Annotated in this window: 18 protein-coding genes; 16 read left to right on the forward strand and 2 right to left on the reverse strand. The window is 59.1% G+C overall.

Going from position 1 to position 19624, the window contains the following annotated elements:
- The 15 genes from glnE to DBR00_RS05215 form a co-directional block, all read left to right on the forward strand.
- Positions 1 to 1458, forward strand: a 1458-nt coding sequence (gene glnE, locus DBR00_RS20905) for a bifunctional [glutamate--ammonia ligase]-adenylyl-L-tyrosine phosphorylase/[glutamate--ammonia-ligase] adenylyltransferase (RefSeq protein ID WP_256582929.1), incomplete at its 5' end; no start/stop codon positions are given.
- Between the two features lie 84 nt (positions 1459 to 1542).
- Entirely contained in the window at positions 1543 to 2466 is a 924-nt protein-coding gene (gene ilvE, locus DBR00_RS05150) for a branched-chain-amino-acid transaminase (RefSeq protein ID WP_108485790.1), read from the forward strand.
- A gap of 204 nt (positions 2467 to 2670) precedes the next feature.
- Positions 2671 to 3705, forward strand: a complete 1035-nt coding sequence (waaF, locus tag DBR00_RS05155; RefSeq protein ID WP_108485791.1) for a lipopolysaccharide heptosyltransferase II — start codon at positions 2671 to 2673, stop codon at positions 3703 to 3705.
- A gap of 1 nt (position 3706) precedes the next feature.
- Positions 3707 to 4708, forward strand: coding sequence for a lipopolysaccharide heptosyltransferase I (waaC, locus tag DBR00_RS05160; protein WP_108485792.1), 1002 nt, complete (start codon positions 3707 to 3709; stop codon positions 4706 to 4708).
- Positions 4708 to 5829, forward strand: coding sequence for a glycosyltransferase family 4 protein (locus tag DBR00_RS05165; RefSeq protein ID WP_108485793.1), 1122 nt, complete (start codon positions 4708 to 4710; stop codon positions 5827 to 5829). Before waaC ends, DBR00_RS05165 begins: the two co-directional genes overlap by 1 nt.
- Complete coding sequence (gene rfaP / locus DBR00_RS05170) at positions 5826 to 6632, forward strand: lipopolysaccharide core heptose(I) kinase RfaP (protein WP_108485794.1); 807 nt, start codon at positions 5826 to 5828, stop codon at positions 6630 to 6632. The genes DBR00_RS05165 and rfaP overlap by 4 nt, the downstream gene beginning before the upstream one ends.
- Positions 6633 to 7598, forward strand: a complete 966-nt coding sequence (locus DBR00_RS05175; RefSeq protein ID WP_108485795.1) for a glycosyltransferase family 9 protein — start codon at positions 6633 to 6635, stop codon at positions 7596 to 7598.
- Entirely contained in the window at positions 7595 to 8329 is a 735-nt protein-coding gene (locus tag DBR00_RS05180; protein ID WP_108485796.1) for a lipopolysaccharide kinase InaA family protein, read from the forward strand. Before DBR00_RS05175 ends, DBR00_RS05180 begins: the two co-directional genes overlap by 4 nt.
- Entirely contained in the window at positions 8326 to 9069 is a 744-nt protein-coding gene (locus tag DBR00_RS05185) for a lipopolysaccharide kinase InaA family protein (protein ID WP_108485797.1), read from the forward strand. Before DBR00_RS05180 ends, DBR00_RS05185 begins: the two co-directional genes overlap by 4 nt.
- Entirely contained in the window at positions 9069 to 10529 is a 1461-nt protein-coding gene (locus DBR00_RS05190; protein WP_108485798.1) for a lipopolysaccharide kinase InaA family protein, read from the forward strand. The genes DBR00_RS05185 and DBR00_RS05190 overlap by 1 nt, the downstream gene beginning before the upstream one ends.
- A gap of 14 nt (positions 10530 to 10543) precedes the next feature.
- Positions 10544 to 12298, forward strand: a complete 1755-nt coding sequence (locus tag DBR00_RS05195; RefSeq protein ID WP_108485799.1) for a carbamoyltransferase — start codon at positions 10544 to 10546, stop codon at positions 12296 to 12298.
- A complete protein-coding gene (locus DBR00_RS05200) occupies positions 12285 to 13427 on the forward strand; it encodes a glycosyltransferase (RefSeq protein WP_108485800.1) in 1143 nt (380 codons plus the stop codon). The genes DBR00_RS05195 and DBR00_RS05200 overlap by 14 nt, the downstream gene beginning before the upstream one ends.
- Positions 13414 to 14454, forward strand: a complete 1041-nt coding sequence (locus DBR00_RS05205) for a hypothetical protein (protein WP_108485801.1) — start codon at positions 13414 to 13416, stop codon at positions 14452 to 14454. The genes DBR00_RS05200 and DBR00_RS05205 overlap by 14 nt, the downstream gene beginning before the upstream one ends.
- Before the next feature lie 120 nt (positions 14455 to 14574).
- A complete protein-coding gene (locus tag DBR00_RS05210) occupies positions 14575 to 15537 on the forward strand; it encodes a glycosyltransferase (protein ID WP_108485802.1) in 963 nt (320 codons plus the stop codon).
- Between the two features lie 25 nt (positions 15538 to 15562).
- Complete coding sequence (locus DBR00_RS05215; protein WP_146180667.1) at positions 15563 to 16660, forward strand: glycosyltransferase; 1098 nt, start codon at positions 15563 to 15565, stop codon at positions 16658 to 16660.
- Here the strand turns inward: DBR00_RS05215 and DBR00_RS05220 are convergent.
- Positions 16657 to 17268, reverse strand: coding sequence for a toluene tolerance protein (locus DBR00_RS05220; RefSeq protein WP_108485804.1), 612 nt, complete (start codon positions 17266 to 17268; stop codon positions 16657 to 16659). The two genes, DBR00_RS05215 and DBR00_RS05220, sit on opposite strands and share 4 nt — an antisense overlap.
- Before the next feature lie 12 nt (positions 17269 to 17280).
- Positions 17281 to 18357 (reverse strand): hypothetical protein, encoded by a 1077-nt coding sequence (locus DBR00_RS05225; protein WP_108485805.1) that lies wholly within the window; start codon positions 18355 to 18357, stop codon positions 17281 to 17283.
- Positions 18358 to 18465: 108 nt separating this feature from the next.
- Between DBR00_RS05225 and DBR00_RS05230 the strand changes: the two genes are divergently transcribed.
- Positions 18466 to 19623 carry an O-antigen ligase gene (locus DBR00_RS05230; RefSeq protein WP_158271546.1) on the forward strand — a complete coding sequence of 386 codons (1158 nt, stop codon included), beginning with the start codon at positions 18466 to 18468 and terminating at the stop codon, positions 19621 to 19623.
- The last annotated feature ends 1 nt before the right edge of the window (position 19624 follow it).

A 19624-nucleotide genomic window follows, 5' to 3' on the forward strand; every position in this document is an offset into this window, starting at 1 on the left:
TTTGCCGAGCCGCAATCGGCCTGGCAGCGTCTGGCAGGGCTGCGCAACGGTAATCAGGTCCGTGCCATGCAACGTCTCGGTCGCGAGCGTCTGGATGCCTTTATCCCGCGTCTGCTGGCACAAGCCGTGGAGCATGACAATCCGGACCTGGTGCTGGAACGCGTGCTGCCACTGATCGAAGCCGTGGCACGGCGTTCGGCCTATCTGGTGCTGCTCACGGAAAACCCCAGCGCCTTGCAGCGCTTGCTGACCCTGTGTGCCGCCAGCCCGTGGATCGCCGAGCAAATCACCCGCTTCCCGCTGCTGCTTGATGAGCTGCTTAACGAAGGCCGCCTGTTCAAGCCGCCACTGGCGCCGGAACTGGCCGCTGAGCTGCGCGAGCGGCTGATGCGTATTCCCGAAGAGGATCTGGAGCAGCAGATGGAGGCCCTGCGTCACTTCAAGCTGGCCCATCGCCTGCGTGTGGCGGCCTCGGAGATTGCCGGTACGCTGCCGCTGATGAAAGTGTCGGATTACCTGACCTGGCTGGCTGAGGCCATTCTTGATGAAGTGCTGGCCCTGGCCTGGCGTCACACCGTGAGCCGCTACGGCGCGCCGCGGCGGGCTGACGGCAGCATCTGCGATCCGGATTTTGTGATTGTCGGCTATGGCAAGGTCGGCGGTATCGAGTTGGGGCATGGCTCGGACCTCGATCTGGTGTTTATCCACGACGGCGACCCGCAGGCGGAAACCGATGGCGAAAAATCCATCGATGGCGCGCAGTTCTTCAATCGCCTGGGCCAGCGCATCATTCACCTGCTGACCACGCAAACCAACTCCGGCCAATTGTATGAAGTGGATATGCGCCTGCGTCCGTCCGGTGCGGCAGGCTTGCTGGTCAGCTCGCTTGGCGCGTTCGAGCGTTATCAGCAGGGCGAAGCCTGGACCTGGGAGCACCAGGCGTTGGTGCGGGCGCGGGTGCTGGTGGGTTGTCCGCGTGTTGGCCAGGCGTTCGAGGCGGTTCGCGCCGCCGTACTGGGCCGCGAACGCGACCTGGCCACGCTGCGCGCCGAGGTCAGCGAGATGCGCGCGAAGATGCGCGACAACCTTGGCAGCAAGGTCACGGCGGCTGGGACAGCGGCGAATGCCTTCGAGGCCACGGTGCCGTTCGACCTCAAGCAGGACGCCGGAGGTATCGTCGATATTGAATTTATGGTGCAATACGCGGCCCTGGCTTGGTCGCGCCAGTACCCGGAATTGCTTGAGTTCACTGACAATATTCGCATTCTGGAAGGGCTGGAACGGGTGGGTTTGCTGCCGGGTGAGGATGCCCAATTGCTGCAGGCGATTTACAAAGCCTACCGTTCAGCGGCGCACCGTCAGGCCCTGCAAAAGCAGCCTGGGGTGGTCAGTGGCGAGCAGTTTGCCGATGAGCGGCGCACGGTGATGCGCATTTGGCAGGTGCTGGGCTTGAGCTGAACAGGCTGAGCTGAATATGAGGGCGTCGGGCACATAGGGTGGCCGGCCAATGCTGTACTAATCGAATGTGAGGAGCAGGCAACTATGTCGATGGCCGATCGTGATGGCGTGATCTGGTATGACGGCGAGCTGGTGCCGTGGCGCAACGCGACCACCCACGTGCTGACCCATACCCTGCACTACGGCATGGGTGTGTTTGAAGGCGTACGCGCCTACAACACCCCGCAAGGCACGGCGATTTTCCGCCTGCAAGCGCACACCGACCGCCTGTTCGACTCGGCCCACATCATGGGCATGAAGATTCCCTTCAGCAAAGACGAAATCAACGAAGCCACCCGCGCCGCCGTGCGTGAGAACAACCTGGAAAGCGCTTACATCCGTCCGATGGTGTTCTACGGGTCTGAAGCCATGGGCCTGCGCGCCAGCGGCCTGAAAACTCAGGTGATCGTCGCGGCTTGGAGCTGGGGTGCCTACATGGGCGACGAAGCCCTGCAGGTGGGCATCAAGGTGCGTACCAGCTCCTTTACCCGCCACCACGTGAACATCTCGATGACCCGCGCCAAGGCCAATGGCAACTACATCAACTCGATGCTGGCGCTGCAGGAAGCCATCTCCGGTGGTGCCGACGAGGCCATGCTGCTGGATCCGGAAGGCTACGTGGCCGAGGGTTCGGGCGAGAACATCTTCCTGATCAAGAACGGCGTGATCTATACCCCGGAAGTGACCTCCTGCCTGAACGGTATCACCCGTAACACCATCCTGACCCTGGCCGCCGAGCATGGCCTGGACGTGGTTGAGAAGCGCATCACCCGCGATGAGGTGTATATCGCTGATGAAGCGTTCTTTACCGGCACTGCCGCTGAAGTGACGCCGATCCGTGAAGTCGATGGCCGGCAGATCGGCGCAGGCCGCCGTGGGCCGATCACCGAGAAGCTGCAAACCGCTTATTTCGATCTGGTCACCGGCAAGACCGATGCCCATGCCGAGTGGCGTACGCTGGTTAAATAAGGCCTGAATTAGGTAAAGCGAGGGAGGCGATCAGGCTGTTTGGAAGCGTCGCGAGCGACGGCGAGGCAAGGCAAGGCAAAAATTGGCGAGTGGCGGAGTTGACTCTAGTCAATGAGCAAGCGAGTCAGTTTTTGACGCCGCACCGCCAAGCGCAGTAGCTTCCAAACAGTCTGATAAGCCTCCCCGGTCGTTTCTGGAATAGGCATGAAAATACTGATCGTTGGCCCCAGCTGGGTGGGTGACATGGTGATGGCGCAAACGCTGTTCCAGTGCCTGCAACAGCGTCATCCCGGTTGTGCAATCGATGTGCTGGCCCCCGAGTGGAGCCGGCCGATTCTCGAGCGCATGCCCGAAGTGCGTCAGGCCCTGAGCTTTCCGCTCGGCCATGGCGTGTTGGAACTGGCCACGCGGCGCAAGATCGGCAAGTCGCTGGCTGGCCAGTACGATCAGGCGATTTTGTTGCCTAATTCGCTTAAGTCGGCCCTGGTGCCGTTTTTCGCCAGTATCCCCAAACGTACGGGCTGGAAGGGCGAGCTGCGCTACGGCCTGCTCAACGACATCCGCATCCTGGATAAGCAGCGCTACCCGTTGATGATCGAGCGTTTTATGGCGCTGGCCTTCGAGCCAGGCGCCGCGCTGCCGCAGCCTTATCCGCGCCCCGCCTTGCAAATCAACGCGCAGAGCCGCGACGCCGCCCTGGCCACGTTCGGTCTGAGCCTGGATCGCCCGGTGCTGGCGCTGTGTCCGGGGGCTGAGTTCGGTGAGGCCAAGCGCTGGCCGAGCGAGCATTACGCCAAGGTTGCCGAGCTGAAGATCCGCGCCGGTTGGCAGGTGTGGATTTTTGGCTCGAAGAACGATCACCCGGTCGGTGAGGACATTCGCAGCCGACTGATTCCGGGGCTGCGCGAGGAAGCGGTGAACCTGGCCGGCGAAACCAGCCTGGCTGAAGCCATCGACCTGCTGTCCTGCGCGGGCGCTGTGGTGTCCAACGATTCCGGCTTGATGCATGTGGCGGCAGCGCTGAACCGTCCGCTGGTGGCGGTCTACGGCTCGACCTCGCCGGGCTTTACCCCGCCGCTGGCCGAGCAGGTGGAAATTGTCCGCCTGGGCCTGGAATGCAGCCCGTGCTTCGACCGCACCTGCCGTTTCGGTCATTACAACTGCTTGGGCCAGCTCAAGCCGCGCCCGGTGATTGAGGCGCTGGATCGCCTGGTGGCCGACCCGGTCGAGGTTGAATAGCTTGCGCGTTCTGTTGATCAAAACCTCTTCGTTGGGCGATGTGGTGCACACCCTGCCGGCGCTCACCGATGCGGCGCGGGCGATTCCCGGTATTCAGTTCGACTGGGTGGTGGAGGAGGGCTTCGCCGAGATTCCGGCTTGGCACCCGGCCGTGGCGCAGGTGATCCCGGTGGCGATTCGCCGCTGGCGCAAGCACCTGTGGCAAACGCTCAAGAGCGGTGAGTGGACGCGCTTCAAGCAGCGCCTTGGTGAGACCCAGTACGACCTGGTGATTGACGCCCAGGGCCTGCTGAAAAGCGCCTGGCTAACCCGTTACGTCAAGGCACCGATTGCCGGCCTGGATCGTGATTCCGCGCGTGAGCCGCTGGCCAGTCGCTTCTATGATCGACGCTATGCCGTGCCGCGCGAGCAGCATGCCCTGGAACGTACCCGTCAGCTGTTTGCCCAGGCACTGGGTTACACGCTACCTGCCGGTGTCGGCGATTACGGCCTCAATCGCGCGCAATTGGCCGATCAGGCGCTGCAGCCTTATCTACTGTTTCTGCACGGCACCACCTGGCTGAGTAAGCACTGGCCGGAAGCCGACTGGCGGGCGTTGGCTGAACAGATGAGCGCGCAAGGCTGGGCCATACGCCTGCCGTGGGGCAATGAGGCTGAGAAAGCGCGCGCCGAGCGAATTGCTGCAGGCATTGAAAACGTCGCGGTGTTGCCCAAACTTAACCTGGCAGGTGTGGCCAAGGTCATTGCCGGCGCCAGTGCCTGTGTCGCCGTCGACACCGGACTGGGCCATCTGGCCGCTGCGCTGGATGTGCCGAGTATTTCTCTGTACGGCCCAACCTTGCCGGGGCGTGTAGGTGCCTATGGCCGTAGCCAGGTGCACCTGTGTGCCACGGGCCCGAATGCCGGCTCGGGCGATCGCCACAAGCCCTGTTTCGACGGTCTGGATGCCGAGCGTGTGGCCACACAATTGCAGGCCCTGTTGCTGGCCGAGGACGTTGTCTGATGCAGCTCGCGTTTATCCTCTACAAATACTTCCCCTTCGGCGGCCTGCAGCGCGACTTTATGCGCATCGCCCTGGAGTGCCAGGCGCGCGGTCATGCCATTCGCGTCTACACACCGATCTGGGAAGGTGAGGTGCCGGTGGGCTTCGAGGTGGTGGTGGTGCCGGTCAAGGCGCTGTTCAACCACAAACGTAATGAAAAGCTCACTGCCTGGGTTGAGGCTGACTTGGCCAAGCGTCCCGTGGATCGGGTGATCGGCTTTAACAAGATGCCCGGCCTGGACGTCTACTACGCCGCCGACGGCTGCTATGAAGACAAGGCACAAACCCTGCGCAATCCGCTTTACAAGTGCTGGGGCCGTTACAAGCACTTCGCCGACTACGAGCGGGCGGTATTCGCCCCCAAATCGAAGACCGAGATTCTGATGATCTCCGAAGTGCAGCAACCGCTGTTTATCAAGCATTACCACACCCCGCTGCAGCGCTTTCACCTGTTGCCGCCGGGCATCGCCGCAGACCGCCGCGCGCCGGCCAATGCCGCCGAACTTCGTGCCGAATTCCGCACCGAGTTCAATCTGTCGGATAGCGACCTGCTGCTGGTGCAGATCGGCTCCGGCTTCAAGACCAAGGGGCTGGATCGCAGCCTCAAAGCCCTGGCCGCCTTGCCGCGCGAGCTGAAGCAACGCACCCGGCTGATCGCTATTGGTCAGGACGACCCACGTTCGTTCCAGCTGCAGGCCAAGGCGCTGGGCGTGTCCGATCAGGTGCAGATTCTCAAGGGGCGCAGCGATATTCCGCGTTTCCTGCTGGGTGCTGATCTGCTGATTCATCCGGCCTACAACGAAAACACCGGCACCGTGCTGCTGGAAGCGTTGGTTTCCGGTTTGCCGGTGCTGGTCACGGACGTGTGCGGCTACGCCCACTACATTGCCGAAGCGGATGCCGGCCGGGTGCTGGCCAGTCCGTTCGAGCAGGAGCGCCTCAATCATCTGCTCGCCGACATGCTCGCCGACGATGCGCGCCGCGTCTTTTGGGCGCGCAATGGTTTGGCCTACGCCGACAGCGCTGACCTGTATTCCATGCCGCAACACGCGGCCGACATCATCCTGGCGGCACGTCCATGAGACTGGTACTGGCTGAACCCTTTAAAACCCTGTGGGTCGGGCGTGATGCCTTTGCTGCTGTCGAGGCGCTGCAGGGGCAGGTTTACCGCGAGCTGGAAGGCCGCCGCACGCTGCGTACCGAAGTCGATGGACGCGGCTATTTCGTCAAGATCCACCGCGGTATTGGTTGGGGGGAGATCGTCAAAAACCTGCTCACCGCCAAGTTGCCGGTGCTCGGTGCGCGCCAGGAGTGGCAAGCCATTCAGCGCCTGACCGAGGTCGGTGTGGCGACCATGACCGCCGTGGCCTACGGCGAACGCGGCAGCAATCCGGCGGCGCAGCATTCCTTTATCGTTACCGAAGAGCTGGCACCGACCACCGATCTGGAACAACTCAGCCTGAACTGGGCCAAGGAAGCTCCCGAACCGCGACTGAAGTGGGCGCTGATCAAGGAAGTGGCCAACATGGTCGGCAACATGCACCGCGCCGGGGTCAACCACCGCGATTGCTACATCTGCCACTTCCTGCTGCACACCGATAAACCAGTCACTGCGGACGATTTCCGCCTGTCAGTGATCGACCTGCACCGCGCCCAAGTCCGCCATCAGCTGCCCTTGCGCTGGCGCAACAAGGACCTGGCCGCGTTGTATTTCTCCGTGCTGGATATCGGCCTGACCCGGCGCGACAAGCTGCGCTTTCTGCGTGGTTATTTTCAACAACCCTTGCGGCAGATCCTTCAGGAAGAAGGTCGTTTGCTCGCTTGGCTGGAATCCAAGGCGGCCAAATTGTATGGCCGTAAACAGCGTTATGGAGATCGACTCTAGATGTCGGAGAAGAAGGCGTTGATCGGCCCGGGAGTGAGGGTTGCACTGGTTCCATGCCCTGCGTTGGGCGACACCACGCTGTTCTTGCGCCTTGCCTGGCGTCTCCAGGCTGCGGGTGCGAAGGTCACCCTGGCTTCAGTATCCTTGTCTTCGGTGAGCGAGTACCTGCCTGGGCTGGACATTCTCGGGGGCACGCCGGATGTGCCTGTACTGGCGGGCTGTAACGATTTGGTTATCTGTGCGATTGATTGGTACGTCGATGTTCCGCTGAGCAATGTGGCGTACCTCGCCGGTAAGAAACTCCCCGTCAAGCTCAGGTCCGAGCCGCCACCTGTATGGCTTGGTGATTGCCGCATTGAGGGAGCGCACAACGTGATCTGTCGTGACCCGAAGGCCGGAAAGACCATGGTGCAGTGGATCGACCTGTACACTGAAGAGATCCTCGGGCTTGATCTGTCTATGCCTATTGCGGGCTTACAGATCCCGTCCCGTGATACCGGCGCGGAAGTGCGACGTGTGGCCATTTTTCCGACCACGCCACATGCCAGTAAGAATTTCTCAACGTCTGGATTTCGCCGCCTTGCTCGCCATCTGGTTGCCCGGGGCTGGCGGGTCGAGTTCGTCGGTATCCCGGCCGAGCAGCAAGCCTTAAAGGCACAGTACCCAGGCCATCATGTTCATGCGTTCAGTGACTTGAAAGGGCTGGTCGACTTCTTGCTGACATGCGCCATCGTCATTAGCAATGATTCGGGTGGCGGGCACCTTGGTTCACTGCTGGGTTTGCGGACATTCACCATTACGCGCCGGCGTACCGATTTCACTTGGCGGCCCGGCTTCAATGAACTCAATAGCGTGATCAATCCGGTTCTGAGCTTCAAATGGCTGGGCAAAACAGTCTGGCGTCCGTTCATTCCGTTGCGCCGCATCGTCAGGGCGCTGTCTGACTTAAACAGGACGCAGGTATGACAGCGTGGAAACATGACCTGCACGATCCGATTCTGCTCGGCGCTTTCGGAACCCTTGAGGCCGTATTTGCACTTGAAGGTGAGCGTTTGACCTCTGACCCCTTGTCTGAGGTCATTCGTGTGGAGTTCGGCGGGGTGCGTTATTACGTCAAGCGCTACTGGGGCGCTGGTAAAGGTTTACGGCGTTACCTTGGCCGTCCTCGGGTTAAAGCGGAGTGGCAAAACCTCAAGTTGTTCGCCAAGTGGGGCATCCCCACTGCGCCGATTGTGGCCTATGGGCTTGAGCGCCAGGTGGGGGCTTTTGTCCGTGGGGCGCTCATTACCCGCGAACTTGAGGGCACGCTTGATTTGGCCGAAATTGCCAATCGGCAGGATGCGCGGTTGAGCGACCCCCGTTGGGTTTTGCAGGTCAGTCAGCAGTTAGCCAAGGGCACCCGTGCGCTGCACGATCACCATTTCACCCACAATGACTTGAAGTGGCGCAACCTGCTGGTCAATGAGCGCGGTGAGCTGTTCTTCATTGATTGCCCGACTGGAACCTTTTGGTGGGGGCCTTTGCTGCGTTACCGCATCATCAAGGATCTGGCATGCCTGGATAAAGTCGCTCACAAGGTGCTTTCACGTTCCCAGCGGTTGCGTTTTTACCTTCAGTACCGTGGTCGTCAGCGCTTGAATACTTCCGACAAGAAGCGCATCCGTCAGGTCATTGCGTTTTTTGAGGGGCGGGAATGAGTGTTTTTATTGCTGCTCAGGACCGTGCCCTGTTGGAGCACCACGGTCTTGCCAGTTTTGAGGCGCTGTGGGCGCTGAAGCTCGAAGCCGTTGATGAGCCCAATACGGAGCGTGGCGGCTGGAGCAGCGTCTACCGGCTCGAACTGGGCGATGCGGCGTTCTACCTCAAGCGCCAGAGCAATCACCTGACCCGCACCCTGCGTCATCCGTTGGGTGAACCAACCTTTGCCCGTGAGTTCCGCAATATTCAGCGCTACACGGCGTTGGGGATTCCCGCATTGCAGGCAGCATTTTTTGCCGAGCGTAAATTGCCTGGCGAGCAGCGAGCAGTGCTGCTGACCCGCGCGTTGGATGGTTGGCAGGATCTGGATACTTGGCTACCCAGTTGGCATGCGCTGGCAGAGGCCCGTCGTGTGGCCATTCTCAAAGCCTGTGGTGAACTGGCGCGGCGCCTGCATCAGGCTGGGCAGATGCATGGCTGTTTTTATCCCAAGCATATTTTCCTGCGCGAAACGCCGGTTGGCTTCGACGCGCAGTTGATCGACCTGGAGAAAACCCGGCCGCTGTTGTTTGGCGAGCGCGATCGGATTAAGGACTTGGAGCCATTGCTGCGCCGCGCGAGTGTCTGGGGGGCGGCGGATATTCAGATCGTGCTGGCTGCCTACCTCGGTCCTGATGCGGATATCGAGCGTTGGGGTGCACGAGTCGGTGCGCGTCGGCGTAATAAGGAGTCACGCTGATGAGCCTGGCGAGCCTCGTGCAGGCCGGTCGTGCGCCCACCTTGCCACTGACTGTTGACGTGACGGGGGCGGATGGCCTCACTGGCCTGCGAGTGCAGCGTTGGTTGCGTGTACTTCCAGGCCAGCGCTATGTCGGCGTAGCCGAATGGTGCGGCCAGCCAGTGCTGGCCAAGCTGCTGGTGGGAAACAAGGCTGCGCGACATTTTCAGCGCGAGCGTGACGGTGCCCTTCTGCTCGCCGAGCAGGGGTTGCATACGCCACAGCTGTTGGCGGATGGGCTGCGTGACGGTGAGGGCGGCTGGCTGCTGTTCGAGTACCTGCAGGGTGCCGAGAGCCTGTGGGAGGCCTGGCGTGCGGTGGAACATCAGCCGCTGCTGAGTGCCGATCAGCAGGTGGTGCTGGCCGAGGCGTTGGTCAGCATCGCGCAAATGCACCTCAAGGGGGTGTGGCAGGCGGACCTGCATTTGGACAACCTGTTGCGGCATAACGGCCAGTTGTTCGTTATCGACGGCGGTGGCGTGCAGGTTGAGACGGCAGGTAAACCGCTGTCGCGCGCTAAGGTGCTGGAAAACCTTGGGGTGTTCTTCGCCCAGCTACCTGCCGAGTTGACGCCTTTTATCGAAGAGCTGCTGGTGCATTACCTGCTGACGAACGGCGAGCATGCTCTGCCGCTGGAAGCGTTGCTCAAAGAAGTGGAAAAAGTGCGCCAATGGCGTTTGCGCGATTATTTGAAGAAAATCGCCCGCGATTGCAGCCTGTTCGCCGCGAAAGTCGGTGCGTTCGGCCTTCAGGTGGTTCGCCGCGACAAACAGGCTGAGCTGCAGCCGCTATTGAGTAATCTGGATCAGCTCACCGAGCAGGGCCATATCTACAAAACCGGCGGTGCGGCCACCGTGGCGCAAGTGCAACTGCAAGGTCGGCCGCTGGTGGTCAAGCGCTATAACGTGAAGAACCTGGCGCATTGGCTCAAGCGCTTCTGGCGTCCCAGCCGGGCCTGGCACAGTTGGGTCGAAGGCAATCGTCTGCAGTTGCTGGGCATCGCTACGCCACAGCCACTGGCCGTGCTAGAGCGGCGCTGGTGCTGGCTGCGTGGGCGTGCCTACCTGATTACCGAATACTGCGGCGGGCAGGATATAATCGCGCGTTTTCAGGCGTTCCACGATGGATCGCCCCCAGAAAGCGACCTGTTGGCTCTGGATCGTCTGTTCGCTGCCTTGTTGCGCGAACGCATCAGCCACGGTGATTTCAAGGGGCATAACCTGTTTTGGGATGAACGCTTGGCGTGCTGGTCACTGATTGACCTCGACGCCATGCAGCAGCACCGCAGTGCGCGCAGTTTCGCCAGGGCCTATGCCCGCGACCGCGCCCGTTTTCTGCGTAACTGGCCCGCCGACTCGGCACTGCACCAGTTGCTCAACCAACGTTTACCGCTGACGCCCGTCGTCGGCTCAGCAGACTAAAAGAGGCACAACCAGTGGCATTGACGATTCTCGGCCTTTCCGGCGCCCTCAGCCATGATCCATCCGCCGCCCTGTATATCGACGGCAAGTTGATCGCGGCCGCCGAAGAAGAGCGCTTTGTGCGCGACAAGCACGCGAAGAACCGCATGCCCTACGAGTCGGCCAAGTTTTGCCTGGAACAGGCCGGGATCAAACCGTCCGACGTTGATGTGGTGGCTATTCCGTTTGCGCCGATCAGTATCTTCGAGAAAGCCCGCTGGCAATATGCCAAGCGCTACTGGTACGCACCGGATCGCGCCCTCGATGCGATCCTCATGGGCAATCGTCGCTACAAGCGTTACCACAAGAAGATTCAGTGGTGCCTGGAGCAGCTGGGTTTCGACCTGAAGAAAATCAAGATTGAGCCGGTCGAGCATCACCTGGCTCACGCCGCCAGCGCCTATCACTGCTCGGGCTTTACCGAGAAGACTGCGATCCTCGGCATCGACGGCAAGGGCGAGTACGCCACCACCTTCTTCGGTTACGGCGAGAACGGCAAGATCCACAAGATCAAGGAATTCTACGACCCGGATTCGCTCGGCGGCCTGTACGGCGCGATCACCGAATTCCTCGGCTTCGAGATGCTCGACGGCGAGTTCAAGGTCATGGGCATGGCGCCCTACGGTGACGCGGCCAAGTACGACTTCTCGCGCCTGGCCAAGTTCGAGAACGGTGAGCTGATCATCAACACCGACTATGCCAACGTCATCGGCTTCCGCCGCTACAAGGAAAACGGCAAGGGCTACTACTTCTCGCCCAAGCTGATCGAGTGGCTGGGGCCGAAGCGCCAGGGCGACATTGCGGACGATCCTTACATCCACTACGCCGCCAGCATGCAGGCGCTGTTCGAGAAGCTGGCGCTGGAGATGATGGAGTACTACCTCGGTGACATTATCCGCGAGACCGGCAAGATTGCCTTCGCCGGTGGTTGCGCGCTGAACGTCAAACTGAACCAGAAGATCATCGCGCGCGATGATGTGAAAGAACTGTTCGTCCAGCCGGCGTCCGGCGACGCTGGTACTTCGGTTGGCGCGGCTGCCTATATTTCGCACCAGCGCGGCGTGCCGGTGGAAAAGATGGAACACGTCTACCTCGGCCCGTCCTACAGCAACGAAGACGTGATCGCCGCCTGTGCTCGCCACCCGAGCAAGCCGGTGTTCAAACAGATCGACAACATGCCGCAGCGCATTGCCAAGATCATGGTCGACGCCAACCCAGTGGCCTGGTTCCAGGGGCGCATGGAGTTCGGTCCGCGCGCCCTCGGTGGTCGTTCGATCATCGGCTGCCCGAGCGTGGCCGGTGTGGCTGATCGCATCAATGAACAGATCAAGTTCCGCGAGCGCTGGAGGCCATTCTGCCCGTCGATGCTCGACACCGTTGGCCCGCAGATGCTCAAGGTCGATCACCCAAGCCCGTTTATGACCTTCACCTTTGAAGTCAACGACGAGTGGAAGACCCGCGTCGGCGAAGTGGTGCACGAAGACGGCACCTCGCGTGCCCAAGTGCTCAAGCGCGAATACAACCCGCGCTATTACGACATGATGCTGGAATTGGAAAAACTCACCGGCAACGGCGTGTCGCTGAACACTTCGCTGAACCGCCGTGGCGAGCCGATGATCTGCTCGCCGACCGACGCGCTGAACATGTTCTACGGCTCGGACCTGCAGTACCTGATCATGGAAGACATCTTGGTGGTCAAGGACGGCAAGGATTGGTATGACAACGCCTGAGGTCGCGGAGTCTGCTCAGCCGTGGGTGCTGCAGTTCTGTCACGGCTATGACGGCCCCTTCCTCGATTGCGCGCGGCAGTACGCCGCGCTGTTTGTTGGTACGCCTTATAAAATGTGCACGGTGTACCTGACGGGTAAACCGAGCGCTGCGGTCGAGCAAGGCTCGGCGTCTGACGAGGTGCTTTTCCTCGACTACTCGAGTCGCGACGTGCGCGGGCTCAAGCTCAAGGCGATCCGCGACCTCACGCGTATTGCCGCTTCGCGCGACTTTAAGTTCTGTATCGCCCATCGCTTTAAACCTATCTACGTCGCCCTGCTGGGTAGCGATCTTCCAGTGATCGGTGTGCACCATGCGTTTGGCGACTACAAGCGGCGAACGCGCCAGCTGTTTGCCAACTTCTTCCGCAAGCGCCTGGCCTTGCTCGGGGTTTCCAATGCGGTGCGCGATGACATGCGGGCCTGCCTGCCGAGCTGGCCGTTCGAGCGTATCGAAACGCTGTACAACCGCATTGATCTTCACGCCGTTCAGGCGGCTCAGGTTTCACGCGAAGTGGCGCGTGAGCATCTTGGTTTACCGCAAGATGCTTGGGTGGTCGGCAATGTCGGGCGCCTGCACCCTGACAAGGATCAAGCTACCTTGATTCGTGGCTTTGCCGAGGCCTTGCCGCAGTTACCGGAAGGCAGTCTGCTGGCGATTATGGGCAGCGGTCGACTTGAGGCACCGTTAAAAGCGCTTGCCCGCGAGCTGGGTGTGGACGCGTCGGTGCGCTTTCTCGGTCAAGTGGCCAATGGGCGTAACTATTTCAAAGCGTTTGATGTGTTTGCCCTGACTTCAGATCACGAACCATTTGGGATGGTGTTACTGGAGGCTATGGCGGCCGATGTGCAGGTTCTGGCTACGGATTGTGGTGGCGCGCCTGAGGTGGTCGGCGAGTCTGCGGCATTGTTCGCGCTGGGTGGTCACACTGTGCTGGCCGCTCGACTGCGGTCTGCTGCCGTGGGCAGGCTTGGCGCGCTTGGTACCGAACGCGTAAAGGCCGGTTTTACGGATGAGATTGCGCGCACGCATTTCTGGTCATGGCCTGGTGTGAGTCGCATCGTGCAGGAGGCCGGTAATGGTCAGTCGTGAGCCTAAGCAGCTTGTTTACCTCGTGTATGGGGGCAAGCCTGAGTATCACCGTGAGGCCAAGTTCAGCATCCTTTCCGCCTTGCATCACGCACGTGGCGAGTGTCCGCGAATTTTGCTTTACACCGATGAGCCGGCACAGTTCAGCGGTTGGCCCGTCGATCTGATCACGCTTGATGCAGCAACCTTGGCGAGCTGGACGGGGCCTGCAGCATATCTGCACCGACGCAAGGCGGCGGCTATTCGTGATGCGCTGGCGTACGCAGATCAAAGCATATTCATTGATACCGATACTTTCTTTCTGGCTTCTCCGCTTAAGCTGTTCGAGCGTCTCGCGGGGTCATCCTGGCTGGTCGACGAAATTGAAGGTGTCTGGAAAGAGTACAAGGGCGATGTGATGCATGACGTCCTGGCGCCATACCTGGCAGAACATCATGGTGTTGATCAGCAGATGTTGCTGATCAATTCGGGTGTTCTGGGCTTTCAGGTCGAGGCGTCACACCTGATGAATGCGACTCTGGCCTTGATCGATGTACTGCATCCGATGGTCCCCAAGATCCATGTGATCGAGCAATTTGCCGTGGGTGTAGCTGCCAGGCACTTGGGCCGACCTGCGCAGGCGCAAGGTGTAGTCATGCATTACTTCTCGGGTAAGAATTACTGGCGCCACATGATCGCTGCGTTTTTTCAGCGCTATGGAGAGGCATTTTCTGCGCAGGCCGTAGAGGCGGTGCGCGAGGTGCCGACCTCTAAACCCAGGCCAGCCTGGTGGCAGCGTCTCGACTATCGCATGAGAAGTTTATTGGTTCCTGGCACAGCCCGTTCGCTTGCCAAGCTGGCGTATTACGCCGCTGTAATGCGCGCCGATCCTTATGCTGAGGCCTGCGGTTGTGGATACGCCGAGGAGCTAAGGCGAAAAGTCTTAGCCAAAGGCGACGCGCTGAGCCATCAACCCTGGAGTAAAGTACTCAGCCGGCGGCATAAGCAGCGTTTGGCCGAGCTGTTGCAGCTACCAGATGGGACGCTCTAGCGGATTCGACGACAGGCTCTGCTTCTGCCTTCGTTGCGGTTGCTCGCTGTATAGATGCTTCGGGGCAGCTATTGCGCTGTTCTCATAGGCGATTATGGGTACCGTTTTTGAGGTGTGTCAGTGAACGTGCTTTTTCTGGTCCAAGCCGAGCAGCGTGCAATATTAGACAGGCTGTATGACGGCATCGCCGCGTCATGCGACAGCTGCGACATTCGTTGGCTGAGTAGCGATGAGCAGGCCAATCTGAAGCGCTATTTCCGCGAACACGTTGATCTGTCCCGCTACGACAGGGTTCTTTTCTTCCTGCGCTTCAAGAAAGAGATGCGCCAGTGGCGCTTCATTCGCACCTTGCCCAACCTAGTGATTCTCGAGCACGACGCCTACCAGAACTATATTCCGTGCAAATACACGGGGAAGTTCAGCGCCCACTACCGGCGTATGCCCTGGGTGCGCATCATCAGCTCCGGTGCCCAGGTCAGCCAGCGTCTAAGTGCGGAGGGGTTCGATGCTGTTTTCGTACCCAAAGGCTACGACCAGGGCCTGATGACCTATCAAGGTCTGGCGCGTGATATCGAGTTGGCCTTTATTGGTAGCACCAAGAGCGTGGCGTATAGCGGGCGCAAGGCGCTGCTGGATGAGTTGGCGAGTGTCGAGAACCTGTTGGTTACCAAGACGCGATCAGGCCAGGAATATAACGACACACTCAACCGTATCCGCTTCTTCGTAAGCGCTGATGTCGGGATGGGTGAATACATGATCAAGAACTTTGAGGCGATGGCCGTGGGGTGTGTATTGCTCGCCTATGACCAGGGTGCCGAAGAAAATGCGGCGTTGGGGTTTGTCGATATGCAGAACCTCGTGCTTTACCGCGATATTCCTGAACTGCGTGAAAAGCTTGGCATATTGCGCGCTGATCTGGAAAAAGCACAGGCGATTGCTGAGGCTGGTAGGGCTCTAGTTGAGCAGCGTTACAGTTTTGCAGCGCTAGGGCATGCAATCACCGACGCCATGCGCCCTTCATTACGTGCTCAAAAAACGTTGCCGTGGTTGCCTCGCCTGCTGGCTCGAATGAATTTGATCTGAGTGCCTGCCCTGCCAAGGAGTGAACGTGAGCGTTCTAAACGTTATGTGGAGTGGTGGTGCAGCCTTCGTATCCGTTCACAAGGTTCATCGTCAGATTCTTCAGTTGTGTGAGCCCGATGAGGTTATAGAGACGTTGTTATTGCAGTCGGGAGATGCCGCGCCTTTGTCTGACGTTGGGCGCGTTACCTCGCTAGATCTTTCTTCTGCTCGAATCAAAGGTGCTGGACTATTTGGGGCGCTCCAGCGTGTATTGGATCGGCGGCGACTGGCTAAGCGACTGATGCAGCAACCGCCCCGCGTGGTGCTTATTGACGGCATTGGTGTGGCAGCGTTCATTCTCCCCTTGTTGGCAAAGCTGACCGCTACACGAGCGGTAGTGATGTTTCATGGTTCGAAACGGCTGAAAGCGGCACAGATTGCTCTCTTGAGAGGCTTTCCTGCGGATCGTCTGGATCTGGTTGCGGTTTCGGCCACGTTGGCCGCTGAGCTTGAAGCGCAGGTCGGGTTAAAGGTGTTGAGCGGGCGTGTAGCGATTGAGCCCGTGGCATTTCGATCCTCGCTTTTGGCGAGAGAAATCGCGCAGCGAGCCCTTGGAATTCCGCCAGGCGCCGGGCGAACCATTGGCGCGGTGGGTCGCTTGGTGCCAGAAAAAGGCTTTAGCCATCTGCTGACTGCTACCGCGGGTTGGCTCCTGAACAACCCCGAGGATCGTCTTGTGATTGTCGGAGAAGGGGTTGAGCGCCAGCAATTGACAGCCCTTGCTGAAAAGTTGGGTGTGCTCAGGCAGGTTCATTTGACCGGTCATCATGCCGAAGCCCCCCGACTGTACTCGGCCTTTGATTTGATATGCATTCCATCGGAGCAGGAAGGGTTAGGGTTGGTCTTGCCTGAGGCGGTGATTGCAGGCGTACCAGTTTTGGCGAACGATTTAGCGGTCTTTCGTGAACAGCTCAATGGTGCTGCAGGGCTTTTGCCATGCGCTGCTGAGGCGTGGCGCGATGCGCTCAATACTGTGCTGAAAGAAGACCTCGCTGCACTGGCTGATGTGCAGCGTGCGGGCTTGGATGCCGACGGTGTTTGGACGCGCTTCGGGGCGTTTTATCAGGGCTTGCTTGCGCGTTAGTCTGCTAAAACCGCAGCCGATAGCTCGGCCATGGGAAAGCGTCCGGCAATCTCCATTTGCCGCAACAGGCGGGCAAAGTGCTTGAGGTTGCGTGCCGCTTTGGCTTTTGACAGCGATCGACGGTGAAAGGCCAGATCGGCAACATCAATTAGTCCCAAGGTGTTTTGTGGGGTCAGCACGATGTTGCCCAAGTGGAGTGAGCGGAAGTAAATCCCTTTTCTGTGAAGCTCGCGGATGAAGTCACAGAGAGCCGGCAGGCGCGTGATAAAACTTTCGGGATTCTGCAGGTACAGCTCCTTGAGCGTCTGGCCTGGAAGCGGTGTATAGAGAACGGCACTGAGCTGCTTTTCCGCAAAGGTGTACAGCGTGATAGGCGTTAGCGTTGGAATGCCTAGGTCAGCCAAGCGTTCTGCGTTTTGATAGAAACGTACGGAATACGGCCTGAGCAGGGCTGAGGAAATCAAGCGTTTGCGCCGGAAAAGCTTGAGGAAGTGGCCGTTGGCGAGGCGATAAACCTTGGGTCCCAGGCTGTCTTCTTCGAGCACTTTCGCGTCAGCGGTCAGTGTTGCCAATGCGCTATCGTTCAGGTGTTTCGTGCTGAGCATCATGTGTCCTTTGCCTTATACGACTTGCTTGGAGGTGAGGCGGCCAAGCAGATGGGCGTGCAGGGTGGGGTAGTGGCGGCCTGCCAACAGCTTCAACAACGGATCAGCCAGCCATAGCGTCATTTGTTCGGCGCTAAGCGGTTTTCCCAGTCGCTCCTCAATATTGACTAATGCTTTGTCCCACCAAGCGGTGGCGCAGGCGCGATCAAACTCGTTTGAGTAGTCATGGCACCCATAAAGCAGCTCTCGTATAAATTGTCTGCGTTCTTTGGCGATTAGAGCCGTCACCGCTTTTTGCCAGCCCCGGTAAGGTTGTGGTGGTCGTGGTAAGCGATCATTCACAAGTAGTACATCTGCGCGTGCGGCTGTGCTTAGCGGTTCACCGTGGTGTTTAGTGTGCCATGCTTGGATCTTGGCTCTGAACTGAGCCTTGCGGCTCCAGTAGTGGTGTATGAGGTCGGTGCAGGCGCCGAGTTGCAGCGTGCCATGTGCTGCCAGAGCCAAGCAAAGCTCCTCCAGCGTGTAGAGTTCCGGAGCTAGAGGGCGCAGGTCATCCATCAATCTAATGGAGTGTTCAAGAATGCCCTTGTCGGCCGTGGTCAGGCCGATCACCCCAGAGTTTGTTTGGCGTAAGCTTGCTTCCAAAAGCCCAACCTGTCTGATGTGGGCGATTGACTGGCTTGGAAGCGATGGTGATTCTCCCAGCGGTGCCCCGATAGCATTGCAGAGCAGGCGACCACCGGTAACGCGTGCCAGCAATATATCCGGTGACGCTCGGAAGAACGTGTCCGTGTCAATCAGCACAGCTTTTTCATACTCATTGAGTACGCTAAGCAATGCAGCATGCTTGATTCTGAAATGGTAGTGATGAGGGCCATCCCAGGTCGGATCTATGACGTGCGTGGTGACCGGCAGTTTTGCGTAAAACTGAGGGTCGTCGGTGAACACTTGGATATCGAACTGGCGAGCGTCTGTGTGAGCGGTTGAGTGGGCGAGTGCACTGACGATGCTGAAAACCGCCTCGCGTTGATAGATGTCTGTGCCGAAGGCGAGATAGACAAGTTGTGGCGTGCTCTTCATTGCGTCAGGCATCGAATGGTAGATAAAGCATAGAATACCCCTTTTTCAGGCTGAGCCGCCCGCTGTGTGCACGGGCGTTGGGAGTAGATGTTGATGTTGAGAATGCAGGCGACAGGAATAATGTTGCTGATAACCTGTGGCTATTTGTGGTTTCTAATGGGGATTGCATGGGCACCGAGCAATAAGATTTATCAGCAAGCGTTAGTAGCCTTGCTCTGGCTGCCGGGCATTCTGGCAATGTTTATCTTTCATCGACGTTTGCTTGATATATGGTGCAGCAGTCGGGTGTTCTGTTCGTTTTTATTGCTTTTCTTGGGCTGGGCTGCGCTGAGTACCTTGTGGACTGGTGCGGATGAGCCGCTGCGAGAATTGAAACGTGTTTTTTATGTAGGGCTTTTTCTTGTTTCTCTGGCGTTATTGTCTTCTCAGCACCCTGAGCGGATCTGGCAAGGGTTGGCTGTTGCCTTTGTAGGCTTGGCTCTTGCGTGTTTAGCGAGTATCTGCCTCTTTTATATCCGCGATATGCAGCCACTCACTGCTCGGCTTTATGGCATCGGGCAGGTGGGGCATCCAATTCTTGGTGCCTATGTGATGGCGCTTGTGGTGATTTGGGGCGCACGGTTTAAACCTTCTGGCATCTGGCAGAGCCTTCTATGGGGGGCGCTGATGCTGTCTGCTCTAATGTTTATTCTGTTAGGCCAGAGTCGCGGGGCTACGCTGGCGTTAGTCGCGGGTATTTTTGCCTTGCTCTTACTTCGTGGCGGGCGCGCAGTGTGGGGCGGTAGCGCAGCAATCATACTTGTCTGCTGGGGGGCTTATGAATTGTTCGCGCCGTTGATTCTCGCGCGTGGTTTTTCGTATCGGCCAGAAATTTTCCAGGCCAGTCTCGATATGTTTATGCAAAATCCCTTACTCGGGTTAGGCGTCGGTACGGATTATCGGGTTGTCACGTTCAACTATCCCGAGGGGTTCGATCACACACACAATGGCTTCACCCATGTTGCTGTTGAGTTGGGTTTTCCTGGCGTGGTTTTGTGGATCAGCTTGTGGTTGAGTGCCTTTCACACTGTTTGGCAGCGCCGCTTCTCCGCCGAAGGGCGGCTGGTATTCGGGACCTTGGTTGTGTCGCTGGCGGCACTTCAGTTCGATGCGGCCAGTCTATGGGGGACTCCAAGGGCTGAGTGGTTTGTCGTCTGGCTTCCTCTGGCCCTCACGCTTGCTCTCATCGCACAACCGCAGAATGCTAGACTGCGGCCCGCCTGTATTGAAGTGAGCTGAT

Origin of the sequence: Pseudomonas sp. HMWF032 (assembly GCF_003060885.1) — a bacterium.
In the GTDB taxonomy this organism is placed as follows: Bacteria; Pseudomonadota; Gammaproteobacteria; order Pseudomonadales; family Pseudomonadaceae; genus Aquipseudomonas.

Excerpts from the sequence above, each read along its gene's own strand:
- DBR00_RS05200 (WP_108485800.1), top strand. The coding sequence starts at position 12,285 with ATGACAACGCCTGAGGTCGCGGAGTCTGCTCAGCCGTGGGTGCTGCAG.
- DBR00_RS05180 (WP_108485796.1), top strand. The coding sequence starts at position 7,595 with ATGACAGCGTGGAAACATGACCTGCACGATCCGATTCTGCTCGGCGCT.
- waaF (WP_108485791.1), top strand. The coding sequence starts at position 2,671 with ATGAAAATACTGATCGTTGGCCCCAGCTGGGTGGGTGACATGGTGATG.
- DBR00_RS05165 (WP_108485793.1), top strand. The coding sequence starts at position 4,708 with ATGCAGCTCGCGTTTATCCTCTACAAATACTTCCCCTTCGGCGGCCTG.
- DBR00_RS05220 (WP_108485804.1), bottom strand. The coding sequence starts at position 17,268 with ATGATGCTCAGCACGAAACACCTGAACGATAGCGCATTGGCAACACTG.
- DBR00_RS05225 (WP_108485805.1), bottom strand. The coding sequence starts at position 18,357 with ATGCCTGACGCAATGAAGAGCACGCCACAACTTGTCTATCTCGCCTTC.
- DBR00_RS05190 (WP_108485798.1), top strand. The coding sequence starts at position 9,069 with ATGAGCCTGGCGAGCCTCGTGCAGGCCGGTCGTGCGCCCACCTTGCCA.
- ilvE (WP_108485790.1), top strand. The coding sequence starts at position 1,543 with ATGTCGATGGCCGATCGTGATGGCGTGATCTGGTATGACGGCGAGCTG.
- DBR00_RS05205 (WP_108485801.1), top strand. The coding sequence starts at position 13,414 with ATGGTCAGTCGTGAGCCTAAGCAGCTTGTTTACCTCGTGTATGGGGGC.
- DBR00_RS05175 (WP_108485795.1), top strand. The coding sequence starts at position 6,633 with ATGTCGGAGAAGAAGGCGTTGATCGGCCCGGGAGTGAGGGTTGCACTG.
- rfaP (WP_108485794.1), top strand. The coding sequence starts at position 5,826 with ATGAGACTGGTACTGGCTGAACCCTTTAAAACCCTGTGGGTCGGGCGT.
- DBR00_RS05185 (WP_108485797.1), top strand. The coding sequence starts at position 8,326 with ATGAGTGTTTTTATTGCTGCTCAGGACCGTGCCCTGTTGGAGCACCAC.
- DBR00_RS05230 (WP_158271546.1), top strand. The coding sequence starts at position 18,466 with ATGTTGCTGATAACCTGTGGCTATTTGTGGTTTCTAATGGGGATTGCA.